Source organism: Streptomyces sp. NPDC012769 (assembly GCF_042901205.1).
Lineage (GTDB): Bacteria > Actinomycetota > Actinomycetes > Streptomycetales > Streptomycetaceae > Streptomyces.
Window position 1 is genome coordinate 678893 of the sequence record NZ_JBIBCP010000004.1, and the last position, 24288, is coordinate 703180.

The 24288-nt window shown below is 71.5% G+C and carries 25 protein-coding genes and 5 tRNA genes; 20 read left to right on the plus strand and 10 right to left on the minus strand.

The window, feature by feature from the left end; translation table 11 throughout:
- Window positions 1-320 precede the first annotated feature (320 nt).
- The 4 genes from ACFY7C_RS24265 to ACFY7C_RS24280 form a co-directional block, all read right to left on the minus strand.
- A complete protein-coding gene (locus ACFY7C_RS24265) occupies window positions 321-911 on the minus strand; it encodes an ATP/GTP-binding protein (protein WP_389654157.1) in 591 nt (196 codons plus the stop codon).
- Window positions 892-1299 carry a DUF742 domain-containing protein gene (locus tag ACFY7C_RS24270; RefSeq protein WP_352076384.1) on the minus strand — a complete coding sequence of 136 codons (408 nt, stop codon included), beginning with the start codon at window positions 1297-1299 and terminating at the stop codon, window positions 892-894. The genes ACFY7C_RS24265 and ACFY7C_RS24270 overlap by 20 nt, the downstream gene beginning before the upstream one ends.
- Before the next feature lie 151 nt (window positions 1300-1450).
- The gene (locus tag ACFY7C_RS24275; protein ID WP_389654490.1) at window positions 1451-1864 is read right to left on the minus strand and encodes a roadblock/LC7 domain-containing protein; all 414 of its coding nucleotides are present in this window, start codon (window positions 1862-1864) and stop codon (window positions 1451-1453) included.
- A gap of 9 nt (window positions 1865-1873) precedes the next feature.
- Window positions 1874-5692: a nitrate- and nitrite sensing domain-containing protein gene (locus ACFY7C_RS24280; protein ID WP_389654159.1), complete on the minus strand. Its 3819-nt coding sequence runs from the start codon at window positions 5690-5692 to the stop codon at window positions 1874-1876.
- 582 nt (window positions 5693-6274) lie between these two features.
- On the opposite strand from ACFY7C_RS24280, the gene ACFY7C_RS24285 reads away from it, so the two are divergent.
- From ACFY7C_RS24285 to ACFY7C_RS24330, 10 genes are all read left to right on the plus strand, one after another.
- On the plus strand, window positions 6275-6463 hold the full coding sequence (locus tag ACFY7C_RS24285) for a hypothetical protein (RefSeq protein ID WP_389654161.1): 189 nt from the start codon (window positions 6275-6277) through the stop codon (window positions 6461-6463).
- A 91-nt stretch (window positions 6464-6554) separates the two neighbouring features.
- Entirely contained in the window at window positions 6555-7349 is a 795-nt protein-coding gene (locus ACFY7C_RS24290; protein ID WP_389654163.1) for a fumarylacetoacetate hydrolase family protein, read from the plus strand.
- Entirely contained in the window at window positions 7342-8817 is a 1476-nt protein-coding gene (gene gltX, locus ACFY7C_RS24295; protein ID WP_389654165.1) for a glutamate--tRNA ligase, read from the plus strand. Before ACFY7C_RS24290 ends, gltX begins: the two co-directional genes overlap by 8 nt.
- A gap of 119 nt (window positions 8818-8936) precedes the next feature.
- The gene (locus ACFY7C_RS24300; RefSeq protein WP_389654167.1) at window positions 8937-9611 is read left to right on the plus strand and encodes a DUF4241 domain-containing protein; all 675 of its coding nucleotides are present in this window, start codon (window positions 8937-8939) and stop codon (window positions 9609-9611) included.
- A gap of 28 nt (window positions 9612-9639) precedes the next feature.
- Window positions 9640-10362, plus strand: coding sequence for an HAD family hydrolase (locus ACFY7C_RS24305; protein WP_389654169.1), 723 nt, complete (start codon window positions 9640-9642; stop codon window positions 10360-10362).
- A 95-nt stretch (window positions 10363-10457) separates the two neighbouring features.
- Window positions 10458-10529, plus strand: a tRNA-Gln gene (locus ACFY7C_RS24310).
- A gap of 41 nt (window positions 10530-10570) precedes the next feature.
- A tRNA-Glu gene (locus ACFY7C_RS24315) sits at window positions 10571-10643 on the plus strand.
- A 61-nt stretch (window positions 10644-10704) separates the two neighbouring features.
- Window positions 10705-10780 (plus strand) — tRNA-Glu (locus tag ACFY7C_RS24320).
- Between the two features lie 18 nt (window positions 10781-10798).
- Window positions 10799-10870: transfer RNA gene (locus ACFY7C_RS24325), tRNA-Gln, on the plus strand.
- Between the two features lie 18 nt (window positions 10871-10888).
- Window positions 10889-10964, plus strand: a tRNA-Glu gene (locus ACFY7C_RS24330).
- A 143-nt stretch (window positions 10965-11107) separates the two neighbouring features.
- On the opposite strand, the gene ndgR is transcribed toward ACFY7C_RS24330, so the two are convergent.
- Window positions 11108-11824, minus strand: a complete 717-nt coding sequence (gene ndgR, locus ACFY7C_RS24335) for an IclR family transcriptional regulator NdgR (protein ID WP_005311436.1) — start codon at window positions 11822-11824, stop codon at window positions 11108-11110.
- Window positions 11825-11964: 140 nt separating this feature from the next.
- On the opposite strand from ndgR, the gene leuC reads away from it, so the two are divergent.
- From leuC to ACFY7C_RS24355, 4 genes are all read left to right on the plus strand, one after another.
- The gene (gene leuC / locus ACFY7C_RS24340; RefSeq protein ID WP_389654171.1) at window positions 11965-13389 is read left to right on the plus strand and encodes a 3-isopropylmalate dehydratase large subunit; all 1425 of its coding nucleotides are present in this window, start codon (window positions 11965-11967) and stop codon (window positions 13387-13389) included.
- Between the two features lie 6 nt (window positions 13390-13395).
- Window positions 13396-13989 carry a 3-isopropylmalate dehydratase small subunit gene (gene leuD, locus ACFY7C_RS24345; RefSeq protein ID WP_389654173.1) on the plus strand — a complete coding sequence of 198 codons (594 nt, stop codon included), beginning with the start codon at window positions 13396-13398 and terminating at the stop codon, window positions 13987-13989.
- Window positions 13990-14093: 104 nt separating this feature from the next.
- Window positions 14094-14321 carry a hypothetical protein gene (locus ACFY7C_RS24350; RefSeq protein ID WP_389654175.1) on the plus strand — a complete coding sequence of 76 codons (228 nt, stop codon included), beginning with the start codon at window positions 14094-14096 and terminating at the stop codon, window positions 14319-14321.
- Window positions 14322-14464: 143 nt separating this feature from the next.
- On the plus strand, window positions 14465-15148 hold the full coding sequence (locus tag ACFY7C_RS24355; RefSeq protein WP_389654177.1) for an HU family DNA-binding protein: 684 nt from the start codon (window positions 14465-14467) through the stop codon (window positions 15146-15148).
- An 89-nt stretch (window positions 15149-15237) separates the two neighbouring features.
- Here the strand turns inward: ACFY7C_RS24355 and ACFY7C_RS24360 are convergent, their stop codons facing one another.
- Window positions 15238-15441 (minus strand): hypothetical protein, encoded by a 204-nt coding sequence (locus tag ACFY7C_RS24360; protein ID WP_389654179.1) that lies wholly within the window; start codon window positions 15439-15441, stop codon window positions 15238-15240.
- 10 nt (window positions 15442-15451) lie between these two features.
- Entirely contained in the window at window positions 15452-16123 is a 672-nt protein-coding gene (gene cofC, locus ACFY7C_RS24365) for a 2-phospho-L-lactate guanylyltransferase (RefSeq protein WP_389654181.1), read from the minus strand.
- Between the two features lie 122 nt (window positions 16124-16245).
- Between cofC and ACFY7C_RS24370 the strand changes: the two genes are divergently transcribed.
- The 3 genes from ACFY7C_RS24370 to ACFY7C_RS24380 all read left to right on the plus strand — a co-directional run bounded on the left by ACFY7C_RS24370 (window position 16246) and on the right by ACFY7C_RS24380 (window position 19322).
- Window positions 16246-17064, plus strand: a complete 819-nt coding sequence (locus ACFY7C_RS24370; protein ID WP_389654183.1) for a lysophospholipid acyltransferase family protein — start codon at window positions 16246-16248, stop codon at window positions 17062-17064.
- Window positions 17065-17111: 47 nt separating this feature from the next.
- Window positions 17112-18062: an NAD(P)H-dependent glycerol-3-phosphate dehydrogenase gene (locus tag ACFY7C_RS24375; RefSeq protein ID WP_389654492.1), complete on the plus strand. Its 951-nt coding sequence runs from the start codon at window positions 17112-17114 to the stop codon at window positions 18060-18062.
- 120 nt (window positions 18063-18182) lie between these two features.
- A complete protein-coding gene (locus ACFY7C_RS24380) occupies window positions 18183-19322 on the plus strand; it encodes a D-alanine--D-alanine ligase family protein (protein ID WP_389654185.1) in 1140 nt (379 codons plus the stop codon).
- A 46-nt stretch (window positions 19323-19368) separates the two neighbouring features.
- On the opposite strand, the gene ACFY7C_RS24385 is transcribed toward ACFY7C_RS24380, so the two are convergent.
- Both ACFY7C_RS24385 and ACFY7C_RS24390 read right to left on the minus strand, forming a co-directional pair.
- Window positions 19369-19863 (minus strand): DUF3515 domain-containing protein, encoded by a 495-nt coding sequence (locus ACFY7C_RS24385; RefSeq protein ID WP_389654494.1) that lies wholly within the window; start codon window positions 19861-19863, stop codon window positions 19369-19371.
- Window positions 19864-19886: 23 nt separating this feature from the next.
- Window positions 19887-20120, minus strand: a complete 234-nt coding sequence (locus tag ACFY7C_RS24390; protein ID WP_356697866.1) for an Lrp/AsnC ligand binding domain-containing protein — start codon at window positions 20118-20120, stop codon at window positions 19887-19889.
- Between the two features lie 233 nt (window positions 20121-20353).
- Here ACFY7C_RS24390 and ACFY7C_RS24395 point away from each other — a divergent pair, with 233 nt between their 5' ends.
- Both ACFY7C_RS24395 and thiD read left to right on the plus strand, forming a co-directional pair.
- Window positions 20354-21316: a thiamine-phosphate kinase gene (locus tag ACFY7C_RS24395; RefSeq protein ID WP_356697867.1), complete on the plus strand. Its 963-nt coding sequence runs from the start codon at window positions 20354-20356 to the stop codon at window positions 21314-21316.
- Window positions 21313-22131, plus strand: coding sequence for a bifunctional hydroxymethylpyrimidine kinase/phosphomethylpyrimidine kinase (gene thiD, locus ACFY7C_RS24400; protein ID WP_389654187.1), 819 nt, complete (start codon window positions 21313-21315; stop codon window positions 22129-22131). Before ACFY7C_RS24395 ends, thiD begins: the two co-directional genes overlap by 4 nt.
- Window positions 22132-22244: 113 nt before the next feature.
- Here thiD and rpmB read toward each other — a convergent pair whose 3' ends face one another.
- Window positions 22245-22430 carry a 50S ribosomal protein L28 gene (gene rpmB / locus ACFY7C_RS24405; RefSeq protein ID WP_003957616.1) on the minus strand — a complete coding sequence of 62 codons (186 nt, stop codon included), beginning with the start codon at window positions 22428-22430 and terminating at the stop codon, window positions 22245-22247.
- Between the two features lie 236 nt (window positions 22431-22666).
- Between rpmB and ACFY7C_RS24410 the strand changes: the two genes are divergently transcribed.
- Complete coding sequence (locus tag ACFY7C_RS24410; RefSeq protein ID WP_389654189.1) at window positions 22667-24265, plus strand: DAK2 domain-containing protein; 1599 nt, start codon at window positions 22667-22669, stop codon at window positions 24263-24265.
- The last annotated feature ends 23 nt before the right edge of the window (window positions 24266-24288 follow it).

Consider the following 24288-nt stretch of genomic DNA (forward strand, 5'->3'; position numbering starts at 1 on the left):
GTTGTGCCGGGTGTTTCGTTCAGGGCCGTACTACTCGGGAGTTCATGAATTGCAGCACGTGAAGGGGGTCCCCTCCAAACAGTGCGAAGCAGCCGGTTTCTGTGACTCTCACCCGAGATAAAACGGGCATAAAGAGCGAGCCCCGCCAAAAAGCGGGGCTCATGTGAGCGCAGCGGTACCGATCGGATGCGTCGGGTGTCCGTCGCGCCCCAATTCTCTGTCGAAATGTTATGAACCCGGGGGCGGTCGTGTCGAAGGACACAGACCGCTCCCAAAACCTCTACGACAACTGCCGTATCTCGACTTCTACTTGATGTGTACTACTTCAGGCGGGCCATGAGGGCGTGCTCGACGAGGGTGATGAGCGCGCTCTTGGCGTCCGCGCGGTGGCGGGCGTCGGTGGTGATGATGGGGGTGTCGGGACCGATCTGGAGGGCTTCGCGGACTTCCTCCGGGGCGTACGGCTGGTGGCCGTCGAAGCCGTTCAGTGCGATGACGAAGGGGAGGCCCGAGTTCTCGAAGTAGTCGACGGCGGGGAAGCAGTCGGCGAGCCGTCGGGTGTCGACGAGGACGACGGCGCCGATGGCGCCGCGGACCAGGTCGTCCCACATGAACCAGAAGCGGTCCTGACCGGGCGTACCGAAGAGGTACAGGATCAGGTCCTGGTCCAGGGTGATGCGGCCGAAGTCCATGGCCACCGTGGTGGTGGTCTTGCCCCCGGTGTGCGTCAGGTCGTCGATGCCCGCCGAAGCCGCCGTCATCACGGCCTCCGTGCGCAGCGGATTGATCTCGGAGACCGCACCCACGAACGTGGTCTTGCCCACGCCGAAGCCACCCGCCACCACGATCTTCGCGCTGGTGGTCGAACGACTCTGGGGAACGGAGCCGCCGCTAGAGCTTGCGAAGTCCACTGAGCACCCTTTCGAGCAGTGTCACGTCCGGCGTGCCGCCGGCCTCTCCGTTGCCCGGCTGGTGGATGGCCACCATGCCCGCCTCGGCCAGGTCGGCCACGAGGATGCGGGCCACACCGAGCGGCATCGACAGGAGCGCCGACACCTCCGCCACCGACTTCACCTCACGGCACAGGTGGCAGATCCGCTGGTGCTCCGGGAGCAGGGTGGCCAGGTGCGCGGGGTCGGCCGTGGTGCTGACCAGCGCCTCGATGGCGAGCTGGTAGCGCGGCCGGGTCCGGCCGCCGGTCATCGCGTACGGACGTACCAGCGGCTGGTCGCCCTCGTGTCCGTACGGGTCGTCTATCGAGGCGCCGTACGGATCGTGAGAGGCGGGGGGCGGGGTCATGAATCCTCCGGGCGTGACGGCAGAGGCCTCTGCCGTCTGATGGGGCCGGTGGGGGGCCGGGTGGGGCGGCCGGACGGTGAACGGTACGGGCGGTGCGGAGGGGCGCACCGCCCGGTGGCGTGTCTTTTCGGTTACGGATGCGAGGGCCGGGCTACATGAGCAGGCTGCCCTGGAGCTCGGCCCGCAGGTCCGGGGTGAGCACGGTGCCCGCCCGGTCCACGAGAAGCGCCATCTCGTAGCCCACGAGGCCGATGTCGCACTCCGGGTGCGCGAGCACGGCCAGCGAGGAGCCGTCCGAGACGGACATCAGGAAGAGGAAGCCGCGCTCCATCTCCACGACCGTCTGGGCGACGGGCCCGCCCTCGAAGATCCGGGACGCCCCCGCGGTCAGCGAGGTCAGTCCGGACGCGACCGCCGCCAGCTGGTCGGCGCGGTCACGGGGGAACCCTTCGGACATGGCAAGGAGCAGTCCGTCGGCGGAGACCACCACTGTGTGGGACACCCCTGGGGTGTTGTCCACGAAGTTGGTGATCAACCAGTTCAGATTCTGCGCCGCCTGGCTCATCGCGCTCAACTAACGCTCCTGCTGCTGGGTCGGACCGAGATTGAAGGAACCCGTGGTGGAGTTGCCCGCCTGACGGCCCTGCTGGATACCGCGGCGCAGATTGGTGAGCCGGCCGCGGACGTCGTCGGGTGCGCGGGACACCTGGGGGCCGGCCGTGTGGGCCTGCTCCTGGGCGGTCCCGGGCACGAGGTTGGCCCGCGGCACGCGCCGCGGAAGCCCGGAGGTGGTGACACCGCCGGCCGCGGGCTTGCGCACCCGCTCGGCCTGGCGCACCAGCTCGTCGTTGGGCGAGGTCCGCCAGGCGGCCCCGCCGTTCTGGTTCTGCCGCCCGGCATCGGGCGCCTGCGGCGCGCTCGTCCCGGGACGCTGCGGAACCACGGGGTTCTGCATCGTCCGCTCGGCCTCCGGCACGCCCCGGGCCGGGGTCTGCCGCGGGGCCGGAGCCTGCGGTGCGGCCGGGGCGGGCGCCTGGCCCTGGCCCTGGCCGCCCTGCTCCTGGCGGAACCAGTTGGTCTCCAGCGTGTCGTACAGCGGGGTACGGCCGTCACCGGATCCCGGCGCCGGCGGCAGGGCCTCCGGCTGACGCGGCTGCTGGAGCTGCGGCTGCCGGGGCTGCTGCGGCTGCTGAGGGTCGCCCGCCGCGTGCCGGCGCGGACCCTGCTGGGGTGCCTGCTGCGCCTGCTGCGGGTTCTGGGCCTGCGGGTTCTGGGCCTGCGGTACGAACGGCTGGTGGCCGTACGCCTGCTGCGGGGCCTGCGGCTGGGCCTGCTGCGGGGCTCCGAAGTCCGGCTGCGGGAACTGCGCGGTGGACGCCGGGTCCTGGGCGCCGCCCTGGTAGCCCTGCGGGGCCGAGTGCCGCGGGGCCTGCTGGGGAGCTCCGAAGTCCGGGCGCGCGAACTGGCCCGTGGAACCGGGGCCGTCGGGCTGTCCGTAACGGCCCGTGCTCTCCGGCTCCTCGTGACCGCGCGGCGCGTCCAGCGGCGACATGTCCTGCTGCGGCCTGCGGACCGGCTGCCCCTGGTCGTTGCTGCCCCAGCTGGCGGCCTGCGGCCGCTGCGGGTGCTGCGGCTGGGGGGTGCCGCCGGGGAGCTCGGCGCGCGGGAAGCCGTTCTGGCCCGGACGGGGCTCCTGCGGAGCCTGGGCCTGCGGGTGCTGACCGGGGTTCTGGCCCGCGTTCTGGCTGCTGTTCCGGCCGTTGTCCGAGGCGTTGTTCTGGCCGCCCCAGACGTCCGTACGGGACGGGATCGCGCTCTGCGCGCCGCCGACGAGCCCGCCGGGGGCGCCGAGGCCCGGACGCTGCTGCGGGTCCTGCGGGACGGGCGGCAGCTGCGCGGTCTGCGGACCCTGAGCCTGGCCCTGGGCCGGAGCCGGGGTCTGCGGCCGCTCCTGGAACAGGTTCGGACCGCCCGGGGTCTGACCGCCCTGGCCCTGCGGGCCGTTCGGGCGCTGGGCGCCGTCCCGGCCGGGCAGCGCCGTGCGGGCCGCACCGGCTCCGAGCCGGCCGCCGGGCGCGGACGGGGCACCGCCCGGACGCCCGCCGGGGGCACCGGGGCCGCCGGCCGCGCCGGGACCGCCGGGGAGGCGGCCGCCGGGGGCGGACTGGCCCTGCGGCACGGCGCCCTGGCCGCCGGGGCCGGCCTTCGGCACGGGCTTCTTGCCGCCGTGGGCGACGTCGACCGGGAGCATGACGAGCGCGGTGGTGCCGCCCGAGTCGGACGGGCGCAGCTGGATCCGGATGCCGTGTCGCAGGGACAGGCGGCCGACCACGAACAGACCCATGCGGCGGGAGACCGAGACGTCCACGGTGGGCGGCGAGGCGAGCCGCTCGTTGATCGCGGCGAGGTCCTCGGGGGAGAGGCCGATGCCGGTGTCGTGGATCTCGACGAGCACCCGGCCGTCGGGCAGGGCGTGACCGGTGACGCGGACCTTGGTCTGCGGCGAGGAGAACGAGGTGGCGTTCTCCAGCAGCTCGGCGAGCAGGTGGACGAGGTCGTTGACGACCCGGCCGGCGACCTCGGTCGCCGGGACCGCGGCCAGCTCGATGCGCTCGTACTGCTCCACCTCGGAGGCCGCGGCGCGCAGGACGTCGACCAGCGGGACCGGACGGGTCCAGCGGCGGCCCGGCTCCTCGCCCGCGAGGACGAGGAGGTTCTCGCCGTTCCGGCGCATTCGGGTCGCGAGGTGGTCGAGCTTGAAGAGGGAGGACAGCTGGTCCGGGTCGGCCTCGCGGGACTCCAGCTCGGAGATGAGCGAGAGCTGGCGCTGGATGAGGCCCTGGGAACGGCGCGAGAGGTTGGTGAACATCGCGTTGACGTTGCCCCGCAGGAGGGCCTGCTCGGCGGCGAGGCGGACCGCCTCGCGGTGCACGTCGTCGAAGGCCGCGGCCACCTGGCCGATCTCGTCGCGGGAGTGCACACCGACGGACTCGACGGAGGTGTCGACGTCCTGCGGGTCGGACTCGGAGAGCTGCTTGACCAGCTCGGGCAGGCGTTCCTGGGCGACCTTGGTGGCGGTGTCCTGGAGCCGGCGCAGCGAGCGGATCATGGAGCGGGCCACGACGAAGGCGCCGACGAGCGAGACGCCGAGGACGAGCAGGATCAGGGCACCGTTGATGATGGCGTCGCGCTGCGACTCCTGGCGCAGCTCACGGGCCTTGGTCTCCATCTCGCCGAGCAGCGTCGCCTCGATGGTGTTCATGGCACGCATCTTGGTGTCGTACTCGTCGGTGAAGTTCAGGTAACCGCGCTTGACGTCGGGCAGGCCGCGTTCCGACTTCAGCATGCGCTCGGCGTAGTTGCCGGCGGCCTCGATCGTCGGGTTGCCGTTGGTCAGCGAGGCGGTGAGCTCCTCGGCGTCGCCGCCGGTCGACTCGTAGATCGACTTGAAGGACTTGAACTCGACGATCTCACTGGTGAGCGCGGCGTCGCCGTAGAGCCGGTCGCCCTGCTCGATCTTGGCGGCCCGGCTGTCGTTCGGGGGCAGCGAGGAGGCGATGATCGCCTGCTGGATGGAGGCGTACTCCTTGGCGGACGAGAACGCGGCGAGCGCCCGGGTCCGCTTGATCATCTCCGGGTTGCTGGTGGCCTGCGCCATGTCCTGGGACAGGCTGAGCAGGGAGCGGATGAGACGGCTGTAGGCCTCGACCGTCACCGAGCGGGCGACGTTCTTCTCGTACGCGTGGGTGCGGATGGCGCCGATCTGGCTGACCTGCGAGGCGATCTGGCTGACGTTCTGCCGGATGCTGCGGAGCGACTCGTCTTCCTCGGTCGCCGGGATGGCTTCGGTCGCCTCGAGGAAGGTGCGGTACGCGCGGTCGGTGTCCCGGCGGGGGTTGGAGACCTGGTAGTCGGTGGCCGTCTTGCCGTTGGCGAGCGGACCGGCGGACAGGTCGCGCTCCTTCTGGAGCGCCTCGGCGAACTTGGTGGCTTCCTTGGTCAGCTCGGTGAGCAGCTGCATGTGATCCAGCTGCTCCATGTCCTGCAAGGACTCGTTGATACGGATGCCACCGAGGCTGGTCGCCGCGACCACGGGGAGGGTCAGCAGGGCGACCAGACGGGTGGAGATGCGCCAGTTGCGCAGGGCTATTCGGGGCCCGACCTGGTTCTCGGCCTGGAGCCGGGGGGCCGGGGCCTGCTCGGCGGCGGCGTCCGCGGCGGTACCGCGCGCGGCACCGTCGGAGCCTTCGCCCTTCTTCCCCGGGTTCTGGGGGTGCGGGGCGGGGGAGCCGTGCTGGGTCCCGGCACGCGGCTCCTGCTCCGCCGAGGCTTCCCCTCGGCCCTTGCGGGCCTGGGAAGAGCCCGTGCCATCCCTCTTGAAACGTCCCTGCACTAGCGTCGCAACCTCTGGACCAGGCGTCCCTCCGGGTGAACGGAGAAGACGGTGTCGGCGTCGTGGGACGCGGTGCGTCCCCGTGGTGGTCGTCGGTGACCGGCGCAGATCCCCCTATCCCCGCCACTCGGCCGGCGCTGCGTTGCGCCCCCTGCGCGCCGGCTTGAAACCCGCGGCGGTGCGTGGAATTCCAGCACAGTGCCGGACCTCCAACAAGGGCCGTGGGGCGTGGCGCGAGGGGCATGACAACGCGTGCACGCCATGTCACCCCACGTAGAAGATGATCACGGATGAATCGGTCATATCGCACCGAAGGGGTGGGCGGTGCGGGGTGTCCCAGTCGCGATGATCAGGAGCGGAATGGCGGGTTCAATGGCGGAATGTCCGTTTCAGTCACCCCCTGTGGCGGTGCGTAATGCCGTCTTTGTCCCCTCGGTGGTGAGCAAACTCACACGTAGTTCGTTGGATCCGCCATGCATTCGAAGGGAATTGCATGTTTAGCCTGACGCTTTACAGAATGGGCACCCCGTACGCCGCGCCCGCGTGGGCGCGCCCCACCGCAGACAAGGGTCCGACACCGCGATGAACACGACGTCCGTACTCCGCACCACGGCCAACCCCCGCCGCGCCACCCTCGCCCACCTGGAGGACGCCGCGCAGCTGAGCCGAGGCGCCCGGCCCGAGTACGCCGCCGAGCTCCCCGGCCGGACCGCCAACCCGCGCCGCACGATCCTGATGACCGCCCCCGAGCCGTACCGCCCCGCCGAGTAACCCGCCGAGCAATCAGGCGATCGGGCCTCCTCACCGCGTTAGCCTGGAGCGTCAGACTCCAGCCAGTAGCAAGTGAGGGGCGACAGCACTCGTGCGCATCGCCAGATTCTCCATCGACGGCAACGTCGCCTTCGGCGCGGTCGAGGGGGAGGGGACCGTCGAGTCCGGCGGCCTGGTCCTCGACATCATCAAGGGCATCCCGTACACCGACTTCGAACTCAGCGGCACCAAGGTGCCGCTGAGCAAGGTCCGGCTCCTGCCGCCCGTCCTCCCCAACAAGGTCGTGGCCGTCGGCCGCAACTACGCGGAGCACGCCAGGGAGCTCGGCAACGAGGTCCCCGAGGTCCCGGTCACCTTCTTCAAGCCGACCACCTCGGTCATCGGCCCCGGCGACGCCATCGAGTACCCCTCCTTCTCCGACGAGCTGCACCACGAGGCCGAACTGGCCGTGGTGATCGGCCGCATGTGCCGTGAGGTGCCCCGCGAGCGCGTCCAGGACGTCGTCTTCGGCTTCACCTGTGCCAACGACGTCACCGCCCGCGACGTCCAGAAGCGCGAGGCCCAGTGGGCCCGTGCCAAGGGCTTCGACACCTCCTGCCCCCTGGGCCCCTGGGTGGAGACGGACATGAGCGTCGCCGCCGCCGGTGACCTGACCGTCCAGGCCACGGTCAACGGCGAACAGCGCCAGCTCGGTCGTACGAGCGACATGATCCGCTCCATCGAGGACCTGGTCGTCCACATCTCCGAGGCCATGACGCTGCTCCCGGGCGACGTCATCCTCACCGGCACCCCCGCCGGGGTCGGCCCCCTCAACGTCGGCGACGAGGTCGCCGTCACCATCGAAGGCATCGGCACTCTCACCAACAGGGTGATCAAGCGTGGCTAACGCGAACGTCCGCGTACGTTTCTGTCCCTCCCCGACCGGCAACCCCCACGTGGGCCTGGTCCGCACCGCCCTCTTCAACTGGGCCTTCGCCCGGCACAACCAGGGCACCATGGTCTTCCGCATCGAGGACACCGACGCGGCGCGCGACTCCGAGGAGTCGTACGAGCAGCTGCTCGCCTCGCTGCGCTGGCTGGGCCTCGACTGGGACGAGGGCCCCGAGATCGGCGGCCCGCACGCCCCCTACCGGCAGTCGCAGCGGATGGACATCTACAAGGACGTCGCCGACAAGCTGCTCGCCGGCGGCTACGCGTACCACTGCTACTGCACCACCACCGAGCTGGACGACCGCCGCGACGCCGCCCGCGCCGCCGGCCGCCCCTCCGGCTACGACGGCCACTGCCGCGAGCTCACCGCCGAGCAGATCGAGCTCTACAAGGCCGAGGGCCGCGAGGCCATCGTCCGCTTCCGGATGCCCGACGAGCCGATCACCTTCACCGACCTGGTCCGCGGCGAGCTCACCTTCACCCCGGACAACGTCCCGGACTACGGCATCGTGCGCGCCAACGGCGCCCCGCTGTACACCCTGGTCAACCCCGTCGACGACGCCCTGATGGAGATCACCCACGTCCTGCGCGGCGAGGACCTGCTCTCCTCCACCCCGCGCCAGATCGCGCTCTACAAGGCGCTGATCGAGCTGGGCGTCGCCAAGGAGGTCCCCGCCTTCGGCCACCTGCCGTACGTCATGGGCGAGGGCAACAAGAAGCTCTCCAAGCGCGACCCGCAGGCCTCCCTCAACCTCTACCGGGAGCGCGGCTTCCTCCCCGAGGGCCTGCTGAACTACCTCTCCCTGCTCGGCTGGTCCTTCTCCGCCGACCAGGACCTCTTCACCATCCCCGAGATGGTCGAGCGGTTCGACATCGCGGACGTCAACGCCAACCCGGCCCGCTTCGACCTGAAGAAGGCCGAGTCGATCAACGCGGACCACATCCGCATGCTGGACGTGAAGGACTTCGCCGCGGCCTGCGAGCCCTGGCTGAGGGCCCCGCACGCCAACTGGGCCCCGGAGGACTTCGACCAGGCCGCCTGGGACGCCATCGCGCCGCACGCCCAGACCCGGCTGACCGTCCTGTCGGACATCACGGCCAACGTCGACTTCCTCTTCCTGAAGGAGCCGGTCTTCGACCAGGCCTCGTGGGACAAGGCGATGAAGGGCGAGCCCGCGGCGCTCCTCACCACCGCCCGCGAGAAGCTCGTGGACGCCGACTGGAGCGACCCGGAGTCCCTCAAGGCCGCCGTCCTCGCCGCCGGCGAGGCCCACGGCCTCAAGCTGGGCAAGGCCCAGGCCCCGGTCCGCGTCGCCGTCACCGGCCGCACGGTCGGCCTGCCGCTCTTCGAGTCGCTCGAGATCCTGGGCAAGGACAAGACCCTCGCCCGCATCGACGCGGCCCTGGCGAAGCTCGCCGGCTGACCCTTCCGTACCCGCCCTCGGGGGCGGCGGCCACGACGGCCGCCGCCCCCGAGGGCGGTGTCGGACCCCTTCGCTACGGTCGGCTCCGTCGATGCCCGCTTGCGAGAGGCCCTCCCGTCATGCCGATGACCGCCCCCGACTACACCCGGTACTTCACGCCCGGCACCTCCTTCTCGTACGAGAACGGCCGGACCGGGACCCTGTCCCCGGTCGAGGTCGGCGAGCTGGCCCTGCCCACCGGGCGGCTCGTGGCCTGTGACCCTTTCGTCTCTCTCGGTCACGGTGAGAGCGAGCCGTTCACCGTCACGGTGGCGCCGGGGCGCTACCCGGTCCAGGCGGCGGTCGCGACGCTGGTCGACCCCGGCGAGGAGCCTGACCCCCATCCGCACACCCGGATCGCCGCCGTCCGCCTGGTGGTCCGGGCCGCACCCGTGGCGGCCTGGGAGATGGCGCTGCTGCCCGGGCAGGACCTCGCCGAGCTCGGGGAGGACGAGTTCTTCGGCTACGGCGTGGACGCCGGGGCCGGCTGTTTCCACGATGCCTCCGCTGACGACGCCTTCCCCGGCACCGACGAGGACGAGGGGGCCGTGTGGGCCGCCATGGAGGGCGTCGGGCACGGACCCGAGGTCTTCCTGGCCGAGGGCGAGGACCGACACAACCTCGCCGGCTTCACCTCCGGCTGGGGAGACGGCTGCTATCCGACCTGGATCGGGCGGGACGCCGACGGTGAGGTCGCCTGCTTCGTGACCGACTTCCTGGTCGCGCCGCCCGAGCTGGTCGATCCCGCTGCCTGAGGGGCCCTCCCGGCGGTACCGTCGAGCCATGACCATCCGCGCGGTGCTCTGGGACATCGACGACACGATCTTCGACTACACGAGCGCCGACCACGCCGGCATGCGGGCCCACCTCGCCGCCGAGGGGCTGCTCGGCGGGTACGCCTCCGTCGAGGAGGCCCTGCGGTGCTGGAAGGAGCTCACGGAGCTGCACTGGCGGCGCTTCGAGGCCGAGGGCGGCGACTTCCTGGATCAGCGGCGGAACCGGGTCCGGGACTTCCTCGGCAGGCCGGAGCTCACCGTCGCCGAGGCCGACGGCTGGTTCGAGCGGTACGTGGTGCACTACGAGGCCGCGTGGGAGCTCTTCCCGGACACCCTGCCGGTGCTGGACCTGCTCGCGGCGGAGTACCGCCACGGCGTGCTGTCGAACTCCAGCATCCGCAACCAGGACCGCAAGCTGCGGGTGCTGGGCGTACGGGACCGGTTCGAGGCCGTCGTGTGCGCCGCCGAGCTCGGGGTGGCCAAGCCTGCCGCCGAGGCCTTCCACCTCGCCTGCGCCGCCCTCGGGCTGCCGCCCGAGCAGGTGGCGTACGTGGGCGACCAGCCGGAGATCGACGCCCTGGGGGCCGTCGAGGCGGGCCTCCTCGGGGTCTGGCTGGATCGCGCCGACACGGGCGGCAGACCGGGCCTGACCAGGATCACCGGCCTCCACCAGCTGCCCGGAGTGCTGCGCGGGGATACCCGTTTTGGAGCACCGGACACCTTCGGGTAATGTTCTTCCTGCGCCGAGGGGAGCGGGCCGAAAGGCCGAAAGCCCCGAAAGCGCAAGCCAGAGCAAGATCCCCCCTCGGAGGGATCGCGCCCCGGTGGCCTATGGTGTAATTGGCAGCACGACTGATTCTGGTTCAGTTAGTCTTGGTTCGAGTCCAGGTAGGCCAGCTCGCAGAGCTCATCTGCAACCGTGGATGATGATCCACAAAGCCCCCGTTGTGTAGCGGCCTAGCACGCTGCCCTCTCAAGGCAGTAGCGCCGGTTCGAATCCGGTCGGGGGTACAGATCCTTCCCGCGGGATCACTTGGGTAGCTCCCGGTGAACTCGATGCAGGATCGCTAGGGCCCCCGTTGTGTAGCGGCCTAGCACGCCGCCCTCTCAAGGCGGTAGCGCCGGTTCGAATCCGGTCGGGGGTACCAACTGGTCTAAACCACCAGTGGCCTATGGTGTAATTGGCAGCACGACTGATTCTGGTTCAGTTAGTCTTGGTTCGAGTCCAGGTAGGCCAGCGGATCTCTTGAGATCTTGCCCCCGTTGTGTAGCGGCCTAGCACGCCGCCCTCTCAAGGCGGTAGCGCCGGTTCGAATCCGGTCGGGGGTACCAAACGAAGAAGCCCTTCCCTTCGGGGGAGGGCTTCTTCGCTGTTCCGGTCCGACGTGTCCCCGTGGACACAACTCCGGCCCACCGCTGCGGCGTTGGAGCGGTGGGCCGGAAACGTACAGGAGAAGAGGGAAGAGGAGGCGGGATCAGCCGTTGCGGCGCAGGGCCTCGGACAGGCGCGCGGCCGCGTCGATGACCGCCTGGGCGTGCATACGGCCCGGGTGGCGGGTCAGGCGCTCGATCGGGCCCGAGACCGACACGGCGGCCACCACGCGGTTCGAGGGGCCCCGTACGGGCGCGGAGACGGACGCCACGCCCGGCTCCCGCTCGCCGATCGACTGGGCCCAGCCGCGGCGCCGTACGCCCGACAGGGCCGTCGCCGTGAAGCGGGCGCCCTGAAGGCCGCGGTGCAGCCGCTCGGGCTCCTCCCAGGCCATGAGGATCTGCGCGGACGAGCCGGCCTTCATGGTCAGCGTGGAGCCCACCGGGACGGTGTCCCGGAGGCCGGACAGCCGCTCGGCCGCCGCCACGCAGATCCGCATGTCGCCCTGGCGCCGGTAGAGCTGCGCGCTCTCGCCGGTCACGTCGCGCAGATGCGTCAGCACCGGCCCGGCGGTCGCGAGCAGACGGTCCTCACCGGCCGCGGCGGCGAGCTCCGCAAGCCGCGGTCCGAGGATGAACCGGCCCTGCATGTCGCGGGCCACCATCCGGTGGTGTTCCAAAGCCACGGCGAGTCGGTGTGCCGTGGGTCGTGCGAGTCCCGTCGCCGCGACCAGACCTGCGAGGGTGGCCGGACCGGACTCCAGGGCGCTCAGGACAAGGGCTGCCTTGTCGAGAACGCCTACGCCGCTAGAGTTGTCCATGCAACGATATTCACGTCTCACTCTGTGAAACGCAAGTTCAATTTTCCGAGGAACCCGTCACTCTGGTGAGGCGGCCGCACAACGGCTCGCGAAACGGGTCTCTAGTGGTGTCGGCGCAGCCGCCGGCCGGAGGGAAAGCGATGGGTAGGACACTCGCGGAGAAGGTCTGGGACGACCACGTCGTCCGGCGCGCCGAAGGCGAGCCCGACCTCCTCTTCATCGATCTGCACCTGCTGCACGAGGTGACCAGCCCGCAGGCGTTCGACGGGCTCCGGCTCAGCGGCCGGCAGGTGCGGCGTCTGGACCTCACCATCGCCACCGAGGACCACAACACCCCGACCCTCGACATCGACAAGCCGATCGCCGACCCGGTCTCCCGCGCACAGCTGGAGACCCTGCGCAAGAACTGCGCGGAGTTCGGCGTCCGGCTGCACCCGCTGGGCGACGTCGAGCAGGGCGTCGTCCACGTCGTGGGCCCCCAGCTGGGCCTGACCCAGCCGGGCACCACCGTGGTCTGCGGCGACTCGCACACCTCCACGCACGGCGCCTTCGGCGCGCTGGCCTTCGGCATCGGCACCAGCCAGGTCGAGCACGTCCTGGCCACCCAGACGCTCCCGCTCGCCCGCCCCAAGACCATGGCGATCACCGTCGAGGGCGAGCTGCCCGCCGACGTCACCGCCAAGGACCTGATCCTGGCGATCATCGCCAGGATCGGCACCGGCGGCGGCCAGGGCTACATCCTGGAGTACCGCGGCTCCGCCATCGAGAAGCTCTCGATGGAGGCCCGGATGACCATCTGCAACATGTCGATCGAGGCCGGCGCCCGCGCGGGCATGATCGCCCCCGACGAGACCACCTTCGCCTACCTCAAGGGCCGCGCCCACGCCCCCGAGGGCGAGGACTGGGACGCCGCCGTCGCGTACTGGAAGACCCTGAAGACGGACGAGGACGCGGTCTTCGACGCCGAGGTCGTCATCGACGCCGCCGAGCTGGCCCCGTTCGTCACCTGGGGCACCAACCCCGGCCAGGGCGCCCCGCTTTCGGCGAACGTCCCCGACCCGGCTTCGTACGAAGACGCTTCGGAGCGCCTCGCCGCCGAAAAGGCCCTGGAGTACATGGGGTTGAGCGCCGGGCAGCCGCTGCGCGACATCAAGGTCGACACCGTCTTCGTAGGCTCCTGCACCAACGGCCGCATCGAGGACCTGCGCAACGCGGCCTCCCTGCTGCAGGGCCGCAAGGTCGCCGACGGCGTCCGCATGCTGGTCGTCCCCGGCTCGGTCCGGGTGGCCCTGCAGGCCGTCGAGGAGGGCCTGGACAAGGTCTTCAAGGAGGCCGGCGCCGAATGGCGGCACGCGGGCTGCTCGATGTGTCTGGGCATGAACCCCGACCAACTGGCCCCCGGTGAGCGTTCCGCGTCCACCTCCAACCGCAACTTCGAGGGCCGGCAGGGCAAGGGCGGCCGCACCCACCTGGTCTCCCCCCAGGTGGCCGCCGCCACCGCCGTGCTGGGCCACCTGGCCTCCCCGGCCGATCTGTCCGACGTCGCCACCACCGCGGGGGTCTGAGGAACCATGGAAGCTTTCACCACCCACACCGGCCGCGCCGTCCCGCTGCGCCGCAGCAACGTCGACACCGACCAGATCATCCCGGCGCACTGGCTCAAGAAGGTCACCCGCGACGGCTTCGAGGACGGCCTGTTCGAGGCCTGGCGCAAGGACCCCGAGTTCGTCCTCAACCGCCCCGAGCGGCAGGGCGCCACGGTCCTGGTCGCCGGACCCGACTTCGGCACCGGCTCCTCCCGTGAGCACGCCGTCTGGGCGCTGCAGAACTACGGCTTCAAGACGGTGATCTCCTCCCGCTTCGCCGACATCTTCCGCGGCAACTCGCTGAAGAACGGCCTGCTGACCGTCGTCCTGCCGCAGGAGACCGTCGACGCCCTGTGGGAGCTGACCGAGGCCGACCCGACCGCCGAGGTCACCGTCGACCTGGAGGCCCGCAAGGTCCTCGCGGCCGGGATCGACGCCGACTTCGAGCTCGACGAGAACGCCCGCTGGCGGCTGCTGAACGGTCTGGACGACATCAGCCTCACCCTTCAGAACGAAGCGGACATCGCCGCCTACGAGGCCGCGAGGCCGGCCCACAAGCCCCGTACAATTACGGCCTGAGCAGCGCTTTTCCAGGACTGCGCCCCCCACCGCCCGGTGGGGGGCGCAGTCGCTTGTTGAGACCCCGTCGGGCGACAACTCGCCCTAGATGGCACAATCTGTGCATGGAACGCGACAGCCAACTCGAGCTCTACGAGGCAGTCGCCGCCCGATTGAAGGAAGCGCACACAAGGGTGCGCGAACTGCAAGTCCCGGAGGGCGTAAGGATGGCGCTGTCCCGGAAGCTGCTGGTCATCACGGCCGCGGCGAAGCACGATCTCGCGGACGCGGCAACGCGTCTGGACCGGTTGATGAAGGACCTCGACGAGGGCCGATTCCCTGAAGACGACTGACACCAGGAACTCCGCAACGGGACTTCTGCGTTGCGGCACTAGGGTGATTAGCCCGTTTCGTGTTTGATTTGCGGTATATACATGCCTAACGTGCGAAAAAGCTTGAACACTTTCGTTCCGGCAATGTCTCCGAAGGGGAAGACGTGAACAAGGCGCAGCTCGTAGAAGCGATTGCCGACAAGATGGGCGGTCGCCAGCAGGCCGCCGACGCCGTCGACCACGTGCTCGACGCCATCGTGCGTGCCGTGGTCGGCGGGGACCGGGTCTCGGTCACCGGCTTCGGCTCGTTCGAGAAGGTCGACCGTCCCGCCCGCTACGCCCGTAACCCGCAGACGGGTGAGCGTGTGCGGGTCAAGAAGACCTCCGTTCCGCGCTTCCGTGCGGGTCAGGGCTTCAAGGACCTGGTCAGCGGCTCGAAGAAGCTCCCCAAGGGAGGCGAGGTCTCCGTCAAGAAGGCGCCCAAGGGCAGCCTCACCGGTGGCGCCTCCGCGACCGTGAAGAAGGCCGCGGCCAAGAAGGCCACCACCGCCAAGAAGGCCGCCGCCAAGAAGGCGACCCCGGCGAAGAAGACGACGGCCGCCGCGAAGAAGACCACGCCGGCCGCGAAGAAGACCACCACGGCGGCCAAGAAGAGCACCCCGGCCGCGAAGAAGACCACCACCGCCGCCGCCAAGAAGGCGACCCCGGCCAAGAAGACCACCACGGCCGCGGCCAAGAAGACCGCCGCCAAGACCGCGCCGGCGAAGAAGGCCACCGCGAAGAAGGCGCCCGCCAAGAAGACGACGGCGCGCAAGACCACCGCGAAGAAGACCGCCGCGAAGAAGTAGACGGCGACTGGTGCTCACACGCCGGGCCGGGCTCCCCCGAGGGGGAGCCCGGCCCGCGGCGCGTCCGGAGCGACCCGGTGGGACGCTCCCTAGAAGGTCTGCAGGGTCACCAGGGTGATCCTCAGGGCGGACCCGGAACCCTCCGTCTCGATCCGCACCCGCTGCCCCGGCCTCAGCAGTCGCAGCCCGCCCGCCTCGAAGGCCTCGGCCCCGAACTCCACCGGGGTGCCGTCGTCGAGCAGCACACTGCCGCTGCGGGTCTCGGGATCGTACGTGTACGCGGTCGCCTGCATGGGCCGCAGCCTATCCGGCCGCGGGCACCCAGCGGGCCGCCGTCCGCGGCCCCACGCCCAGCGCCACGGCGGCCGCCAGGTCCGCCCCGGTGTCGACGTCCCGGCGCACGGAATCCACCCCCGCCAGCCGGATTTCCACCGCCCCCGAGGACAAATGCCGGCGCCGCGAAGCCCCTCCGAAAGCCGGTTCCAATTCCACCCCCGGCGCCGCCGAGAGGAATGTCGTACCTATTTCGGCGGCATCGGCGAGAAATGCCCGGCCGAATTGCCCCGCCACCGTCAGGACCCGCGCCAGCTCCGCCGGCCGCAGCGCCGGAAGGTCCGCGTTCAGCGCCGCCACCCGCGCCGAAGGCCGCACCGCCCGCACCGCACGGGCCCCGTGCGCGAGCGCCGCGTTGAGCCCCGCGCCCGGAACGTCGGGCACGATCCGCGCCCCCAGGGCCGAAAGCGCCGCACCGGCGGCCGGATCGTCCGTGACCACCACCACATCCCGCACCCCTGCGCTGGCCAGCGCCGCCGCCACCGTGTCCTCGGCGAAGGCCAGCGCCAGGCGCCCCCGCAGCAGGCCCCCGACCGCCGGGCCCAGCCTGCTCTTCGCCCGTGCCAACGGCTTCAGGGGCACCACCAGGGACCAGTCGTCGTCCGCGGTCCCGTCGGCGTTCTCATCGGCGTAGGTCGTCATCGCGCCCCATTCTGTCCCGCCCGAGCGAACGGCCCGAGCGCCGGGGCGTACGGTGTCCTCGACAGGCCAGGAGCAGAGGGCGACACTTGCCCCTGCGAACCAGTCCGGAGAAAGGTGTCCGAGTGTCCCGCCGCAGAATCGGCTTCTGGTACCGCCTGGCGGCGGTCATCGCCAAACCCCCACTGGTGGTGCTGTTCAAGCGGGACTGGCGCGGGACGGAGCACATCCCGGCCGAGGGCGGCTTCATCACCGCGGTCAACCACAACTCGTACCTGGACCCGCTGTCGTACGCGCACTACCAGTACAACACCGGGCGCGTCCCCCGCTTCCTGGCCAAGGCGGGGCTCTTCAAGAGCGGCTTCGTCGGCACCATGCTCCGCAACACCGGCCAGATCCCCGTCTACCGCGAGACCACCGACGCCCTGGACGCCTTCCGTTCGGCCGTCGACGCCATCGAGCGCGGCGAGTGCGTCGCCTTCTACCCCGAGGGCACCCTCACCCGCGACCCCGAGATGTGGCCCATGGCCGGCAAGACCGGCGCCGCCCGGGTCGCCCTGCTCACCAAGGCGCCCGTCATCCCGGTCGCCCAGTGGGGCGCCAACCTCGCGATGCCGCCGTACGCCAAGGAGAACAAGCTCCGGCTCTGGCCGCGCAAGACCCTGATCGTGCAGGCCGGTCCGCCGGTCGACCTCTCCCGCTTCCACGACCTCGAGCCGACGCCCGACGTGCTGCGCGCCGCCACCGAGGAGATCATGGCCGCCATCACCCGGCTCCTGGAGGAGATCCGCGGCGAGAAGGCCCCGGACGAGCCCTACGACCACCGCAAGGCCCGGCTGGAACAGCGCCGCAAGGCCGCGCAGGGCAAGGCCGGCACGGGCGCCGCGGCCGCGAAGGACCGAACGGCCGCGACGGGCGGCACCACCGGAGAGGGCGAGAAGTGACCAAGGCAGCCGTCTTCGGCAACGGATCCTGGGGCACGGCCTTCGCCATGGTGCTCGCCGACGCGGGCTGCGAGGTGAGCCTCTGGGGCCGGCGCGCCGCCCTCGCCAACGCCATCAACAGCACCGGCGTCAACCCCGACTACCTCCCCGGCGTCGAACTCCCCAAGGGCATCACGGCCACCGCCGACCCGGCCGAGGCCGCCCGCGACGCCGATTTCACCGTCCTCGTCGTGCCCTCCCAGACCCTGCGCGCCAACCTCGCGGACTGGGCCCCCGACCTCGCCCCCGGCACCGTGCTCGTCTCCCTGATGAAGGGCATCGAACTCGGCAGCGCCAAGCGGATGAGCGAGGTCATCCAGGAGGTCGCCGACGTCCCCGCCGACCGCGTCGCCGTCCTCACCGGCCCCAACCTGGCCAAGGAGATCGCCGCCCGGCAGCCGGCCGCCGCCGTCGTCGCCTGCGCCGACGAGACGGTCGCCCAGCGGCTCCAGTCCGCCTGCATGACCCCGTACTTCCGCCCGTACACCAACACCGACGTCGTCGGCTGCGAGCTCGGCGGAGCGGTCAAGAACGTCATCGGTCTCGCCGTCGGCATCGCCGACGGCATGGGCCTCGGCGACAACTCCAAGGCCACCCTCATCACCCGCGGCCTCGCCGAGACCACCCGCCTCGGCCTCGCCATGGGCGCCGACCCGCTCACCTTCTCCGGCCTCGCGGGCCTCGGTGACCTGGTCGCCACCTGCTCCTCGCCGCTCTCCCGGAACCACACCTTCGGCACCAACCTGGGCCGCGGCATGAGCCTGGAGGAGACCATCGCGGTCACCAAGCAGACCGCCGAGGGCGTCAAGTCCTGCGAGTCCGTGCTGGATCTGGCCCGCCGCCACGGCGTCGACATGCCCATCACCGAGACCGTCGTCTCGATCGTCCACGAGGGCAAGCCGCCGATCGTCGCCCTCAAGGAGCTGATGTCGCGCAGCGCCAAGGCGGAACGCCGCTGATCCGCCGGTGATCCGCCGCTGATCCGCCGGTGGTCCGCGACCGACGCGGATGACCGGGACGCGCGCGGGACGCGCGGGGCGCTCAGCAGTTCGGACGTCGCAAGGTACCCTCATCGCGATATGAGCGAGAACACCCAGAGCCCCCGCAAGCCGCGCGTGGCCGTCGTCTTCGGCGGACGCAGCTCCGAGCACGCCATCTCCGTCGTCACCGCCGGTGCCGTCCTCGGCGCCATCGACCGGGACAAGTACGACGTGCTGCCCATCGGCATCACCACCGACGGGCGCTGGGCGCTGACCGCCGACGCGCCGGAGCGGATGGCCATCGCCGACCGCACCCTGCCGAACGTCACCGACCTCGCCGAGTCCGAGACGGGCGGCGTGGTCCTCTCCGTCGACCCGGCCAGCCGCGAGGTCGTCCACACCGAGCCCGGCTCCGTGCCGCAGGCCCTCGGCGAGGTCGATGTCGTCTTCCCCGTCCTGCACGGCCCCTACGGCGAGGACGGCACCCTCCAGGGCCTCCTGGAGCTCTCCGGCGTCCCCTACGTCGGCGCGGGCGTCCTCGCCTCCGCCGTCGGCCAGGACAAGGAGTACATGAAGCGGGTCTTCGTCTCCTTCGGCCTGCCGGTCGGCCCGTACGAGGTCATCCGGCCGCGCGAGTGGGAGCAGAACCCGGCCGCCGCCCGCAAGAAGATCGTGGAGTTCGCCGCCGACCACGGCTGGCCGCTCTTCGTGAAGCCCGCCCGAGGCGGCTCCTCCGTGGGCATCACCAAGGTCGACGACCTCTCCGGCCTGGACGAGGCCGTCGAGGAGGCCCGCCGCCACGACCCGAAGATCATCGTCGAGGCGCTGGTCCGCGGCCGCGAGATCGAGTGCGGCGTCCTGGAGTTCGAGGACGGCCCGCGCGCCAGCGTGCCGGCCGAGATCCCGCCCGTCACCGACCACGACTTCTACGACTTCGAGGCCAAGTACATCGACTCGGCCTCCGGCATCGTGCCCGCGCCGATCGGCGACGAGGCCACCGCCGAGGTCCAGCGCCTCGCCGTCGCCGCCTACGAGGCCATCTCCTGCGAGGGCCTGGTGCGCGCCGACTTCTTCCTCACCGAGGACGGCGGGTTCGTCATCAACGAGGTCAACACGATGCCGGGCTTCACCCCCATCTCCATGTACCCGCGCATGTGGCAGGAGAGCGGGGTCGGCTACCCGGAGCTCGTCGACCGGCTCATCCAGGCCGCGCTGCGCCGCTCCACCGGCCTGCGCTAGATCCCGGCGCCCGGCCCCCGCCCCCGCGGGGGCCGGGATTCAGGCCCTAGCCACATTCCGGTTCCAGGGCGCAGGGAACGGCCCGCTGCACGGGGGCGGCGAGATCCGTGAGCGGGCCGATGTCGTGCGCGTACCGCTCGTCCAGCGACACCTCGACGTACGTCTTGCGGTACGTCGTGGTGAAGCGGGGCCCGTCGCCCTCCCGCTGCTCCAGGAGCCAGCGCACGCCGTTCGCGACGATGCCCAGCGACTGCGGATCGCTCATCTTTTCGGGCCGCGGGACCCCGCAGCGCAGTACGATCGCGGCATCCCCCCACGCGGCGGTCAGCTCGGACTCCGGCTCGGTGCCGGTCCGCTCCAGACCCGCCACGGTGCCGGGCAGCTCCTTCGCGAGGGCGCGGCAGAAGGCGGCCTCGGCCGCCGGAGGACGGGGAACCGGGACCGACGCCTTCGTGTCCGGACTGGAACAGCCCGCGACGGCCAGCAGCAGCACGACCGAGGCGGCAAAAGCGGGCAGGCCGAAGGGCCGGTGGGAAGACATCACCGGCCAAGGGTAGACGGGGGCTAGATATGCACGACCGGGCAGGTGAGGGTGCGCGTGATGCCGTCCACTTGCTGGACCTTGGCGACCACCATGCGGCCGAGCGCGTCCACGGTGTCGGCCTCGGCACGCACGATCACGTCGTACGGACCCGTCACGTCCTCCGCCTGGATCACCCCCGGGATCTTGGCGATGGTCTCGGCGACGGTCGACGCCTTGCCCACCTCGGTCTGAATAAGGATGTACGCCTGTACCACGGAACCTCCAGGGCGGCCACGAGGATCTTGTGGGAGAAAGAGACGCCACGGTACCGCGTCGCCGCGGGCCGCGGGGAGACCTCCGTGCTCGGAGGCGCCCGGGGTGTGGCGTACACAGATGAGAAGTTGACGGTCTACTTGACGGTATCCGGCACGGTGACGGCCCGCGACCCGCACGGCGAGGAGCAGCGGAGCGGCGCGGCGGCCGGCACGACGACACGAGGTGAATCGCGGTGAAGGGCACAGTCGGAGAGCTGGGCGAGTTCGGGCTCATCAGGGAGCTCACCTCCCGGCTCACCTCCACCCCCGCGGTGCGGATCGGCCCCGGCGACGACGCCGCGGTCGTCTCCGCGCCCGACCGGCGGGTGGTGGCCAGCACGGACATCCTGCTCGAAGGACGTCACTTCCGCCGCGACTGGTCGACGGCCTACGACGTCGGCCGCAAGGCCGCGGCCCAGAACCTCGCCGACATCGCCGCCATGGGCGCCGTCCCCACCGCGCTCCTGCTCGGCCTGGTCGTCCCGGCCGAACTGCCCGTCACCTGGCCGACCGAACTCATGGACGGACTGCGCGACGAATGTCAGGTCGCCGGCGCCGCCGTGGTCGGCGGCGACGTCGTCCGCGGCGACACCATCACCGTCTCCATCACCGCCCTCGGCGACCTGCGCAACCACGACCCGGTCACCCGGGGCGGCGCCCAGCCCGGCGACGTCGTCGCCTACACCGGCTGGCTCGGCTGGTCCGCCGCGGGCTACGCGGTGCTCTCCCGCGGCTTCCGCTCCCCGCGCGCCTTCGTCGAGGCCCACCGCCGCCCCGAGCCGCCGTACCACGCGGGCCCCGCGGCCGCCGGGCTCGGCGCCACCGCCATGTGCGACGTCAGCGACGGCCTGATCGCCGACCTCGGACACATCGCCGAGGCCAGCAAGGTCCGCATCGACCTGCGCTCCGGCCTCATCGACATCCCGACCCAGATGAACGACATCGGCCAGGCCGTCGGCGTCGACCCGCTCCAGTGGGTCCTGACCGGGGGAGAGGACCACGCGATCGTCGCCACCTTCCCGCCGGACGTGAAGCTCCCCGCCCGCTGGAAGGTCATCGGCGAGGTCCTCAACCCCTCCGCGCTGCCCCAGGTCACCGTCGACGGCGCGCCCTGGCACAGCACGGGAGGCTGGGACCACTTCGGGGAGACCGAGTGAGTCCCGCCCCCGTGCCGCCCCGGGTGCTGACCGTCGCCGGATCCGACTCCGGCGGCGGCGCCGGCATCCAGGCCGACCTCAAGACCATGCTCGCCCTCGGCGTCCACGGCATGAGCGTGATCACCGCCGTCACCGCCCAGAACTCCCTGGGCGTCCAGGGCGCCTGGGAACTGCCCCAGGAGGCGGTACGGGCCCAGTACGGGGCCGTCGTCGACGACATCGGCGTCCAGGCCGTCAAGACCGGCATGCTGGCCTCCGCCGTGCTGGTGGAGACGGTCGCCGAGCTGCTCGCCGGGACCTCGGCCGCCACGGGCGTGCCCGTCGTCGTCGACCCGGTCGGCGTCTCCAAGCACGGCGACCCGCTGCTCGCCGCCTCCGCGCTCGACTCCGTACGCACCGCGCTGTTGCCCGTCGCGACCGTCGCCACCCCGAACCTGGACGAGGTGGCGCAGCTCACGGGCATCGTGGTGGAGGACGAGACCGGGATGCGGCGGGCCGCCGACGCGATCCTGTCGTACGGGCCGCGCTGGGCCCTGATCAAGGGCGGGCACCTGCCGTCCGGCGAGGCGGCCGTCGACCTGCTCACGGACGGCTCGGAGGAGCTGTGGCTGCGCGCCCCCCGCCACGACAACCGCCACACCCACGGCACGGGCTGCACGCTCGCCTCGGCGGTCGCGTCCGGCCTGGCCAAGGGCCTCGGCGTGCCGGAGGCGGTGCGGCAGGCGAAGGCGTACGTGACCGGAGCGATCGCGGCCGGCTTCGCCCTGGGCGAGGGCATCGGCCCGGTCGACCACGGCTGGGCCTTCCGGCACTAGGCCGTGTCTTCTGGCTCGGGTCCTGGTTTCCGGGCATGGCAAAAGGCCGGTTCACCGAGGTGAACCGGCCTTTCAAGGCAACCGCAGGGCTGCGCTACGACAAAACGTCGCGGTTAGCGCGAGACCTTGCCGGCCTTGATGCACGAGGTGCAGACGTTGAGCCGCTTCGGCGTCCGACCGACCACGGCACGCACGCGCTGGATGTTCGGGTTCCAGCGACGAGACGTACGGCGGTGCGAGTGCGAAATGTTGTTGCCGAAGCCCGGCCCCTTGCCGCAGACGTCGCAGTTGGCAGCCACGGGTCACTCCAAAGACTTCAGATTTACAGTGAAATCCGGCGCACCGGATCGGATCAGGGATCTGAAGTGGTTTGCCGGGGGAATGGCCCGACAGGTGCCGGGCAACCGAAGCAGCATACAACGACTGCTTCCGTGGAACGAAACTACCACGGTCCGCCCGGCCCCCGCCCCGGGCCATGGTCGGGAGCGGGTCTACCCTGCGGTGAGCCCACCGCAGAGCACAGGAGGACCACCCGTTGCCGCGAGCACCGCAGACCCTCGACGCCGAGGCGGTCCGATCCTGGTGCGCAGGGGCGCTGGAGGCGCTCGGCAGGGAGCGCGAGGCGATCGACGCCATCAACGTCTATCCCGTCGCGGACGGCGACACCGGCACCAACCTGTACCTGACGGTGGAATCGGCGGCCCGGGCCGTGGACGAGGCCTTCTCCGGCGCCACCGGCCGCACCCCCGATGTCGCCGAGGCCATACGCGCCATGGCGCAGGGCGCGCTCCTCGGCGCCTGCGGAAACTCCGGGACGATCCTGTCCCAGCTGCTGCGCGGCATGGCCGGGGTCCTCGCCGGTGGCGGTGACGGGAATCACCTCGCCCGCGCCTTCGCGAGCGGCGCCGAAGCGGCCCGCCGGGCCGTCGCCCACCCCGTCGAGGGCACCCTCCTCACCGTCGCCGACGCCGCCGCCGAGGCATGCGCCGACGGCCGGGACCTCGTGACGGTGGCCTCAGCGGCCTACGAGGGGGCACGGACGGCCCTGGACGCCACCCCCGGACAACTGGCCGTGCTCGAACGCGCCGGGGTCGTGGACGCCGGCGGGCGCGGTCTGGTGACCGTGCTCGGCGCCCTCCTGGAGGCCCTGTCAGGCGAGGCGCCCGCCCGCCCCGCCGAGCGGGCCCACCACCGGCCCGTCCTGACCGCCGACTGCGACCGCGACGGCGCGGCCGGTCCTGCCGCCGGTCCCGCCTACGAGGTGATCTACCTCCTGGAGGCCGACGACGCCGCCGTCGACCGGCTCCGGGCCCGCCTCGACGAGCTGGGGGAGTCCCTGGTCGTCGTCGGCGGCGACGGGCTGTGGAACGTGCACGTCCACGTCGACGACGCCGGCGCCGCCGTCGAGGCGGGCGTCGAGGCGGGACGCCCGTACCGCATCCGCATCACCCACTTCGACCTGCCCGGGCCCGCCGGCCGCGCCGTCGTCGCCGTCCTGCCCGGCGAGGGCCTCGCCGGACTGTGCGCCGAAGCCGGAGCCACCACCCTGCTCGCCCGCCCCGGCGAACCCCCGACCGGCACCGAACTCGCGGACGCGATCCGCCGCGCCCGCGCCCACGAGATCGTCCTGCTGCCCAACGACACCGAACTGCGCCAGGTCGCCGCGGCGGCCGCCGAACAGGTCAGGGCCGAGGGCATCCGGGTCGCCCTCGTCCCGACCCGCGCCGCCGTGCAGGGCATCGCCGCCCTCGCCGTCCACGAACCGGCCCGCCGCTTCGACGAGGACGTCGTCGCCATGACCGCCGCGGCCGGCGCCACCCGCTACGCCGAACTCGCCGTCGCCGAACGCCAGTCCTTCACCTCGGCGGGCGTCTGCCAGGCCGGCGACGTCCTCGGCCTCATCGAGGGCGACGTGGCCGTCATCGGCCAGGACCTCACCGCCACCGCCCGCACCGTCCTCGACCGCATGCTCTCCGCCGGCGGCGAACTCGTCACCCTCATCGTCGCCTCCGACACCCCCGCCGACCTCGCCCCCGCCCTCGAACAGCACGTCCGCGCCACGCACTTGGCGGTCGACACCACGACGTACCACGCGGGCGAGGGAGCGCCGCCCCTGCTCATCGGCGTCGAGTAGCAGCCCGGCCTGCGGGACGACTG

Excerpts from the sequence above, each read along its gene's own strand:
- ACFY7C_RS24270 (WP_352076384.1), bottom strand. The coding sequence starts at position 1,299 with ATGACCCCGCCCCCCGCCTCTCACGATCCGTACGGCGCCTCGATAGAC.
- ACFY7C_RS24275 (WP_389654490.1), bottom strand. The coding sequence starts at position 1,864 with ATGAGCCAGGCGGCGCAGAATCTGAACTGGTTGATCACCAACTTCGTG.
- ACFY7C_RS24285 (WP_389654161.1), top strand. The coding sequence starts at position 6,275 with ATGAACACGACGTCCGTACTCCGCACCACGGCCAACCCCCGCCGCGCC.
- ACFY7C_RS24300 (WP_389654167.1), top strand. The coding sequence starts at position 8,937 with ATGCCGATGACCGCCCCCGACTACACCCGGTACTTCACGCCCGGCACC.
- ACFY7C_RS24305 (WP_389654169.1), top strand. The coding sequence starts at position 9,640 with ATGACCATCCGCGCGGTGCTCTGGGACATCGACGACACGATCTTCGAC.
- ndgR (WP_005311436.1), bottom strand. The coding sequence starts at position 11,824 with ATGGACAACTCTAGCGGCGTAGGCGTTCTCGACAAGGCAGCCCTTGTC.
- leuC (WP_389654171.1), top strand. The coding sequence starts at position 11,965 with ATGGGTAGGACACTCGCGGAGAAGGTCTGGGACGACCACGTCGTCCGG.
- leuD (WP_389654173.1), top strand. The coding sequence starts at position 13,396 with ATGGAAGCTTTCACCACCCACACCGGCCGCGCCGTCCCGCTGCGCCGC.
- ACFY7C_RS24350 (WP_389654175.1), top strand. The coding sequence starts at position 14,094 with ATGGAACGCGACAGCCAACTCGAGCTCTACGAGGCAGTCGCCGCCCGA.
- ACFY7C_RS24360 (WP_389654179.1), bottom strand. The coding sequence starts at position 15,441 with ATGCAGGCGACCGCGTACACGTACGATCCCGAGACCCGCAGCGGCAGT.
- cofC (WP_389654181.1), bottom strand. The coding sequence starts at position 16,123 with ATGACGACCTACGCCGATGAGAACGCCGACGGGACCGCGGACGACGAC.
- ACFY7C_RS24375 (WP_389654492.1), top strand. The coding sequence starts at position 17,112 with ATGGTGCTCGCCGACGCGGGCTGCGAGGTGAGCCTCTGGGGCCGGCGC.
- ACFY7C_RS24380 (WP_389654185.1), top strand. The coding sequence starts at position 18,183 with ATGAGCGAGAACACCCAGAGCCCCCGCAAGCCGCGCGTGGCCGTCGTC.
- ACFY7C_RS24385 (WP_389654494.1), bottom strand. The coding sequence starts at position 19,863 with ATGTCTTCCCACCGGCCCTTCGGCCTGCCCGCTTTTGCCGCCTCGGTC.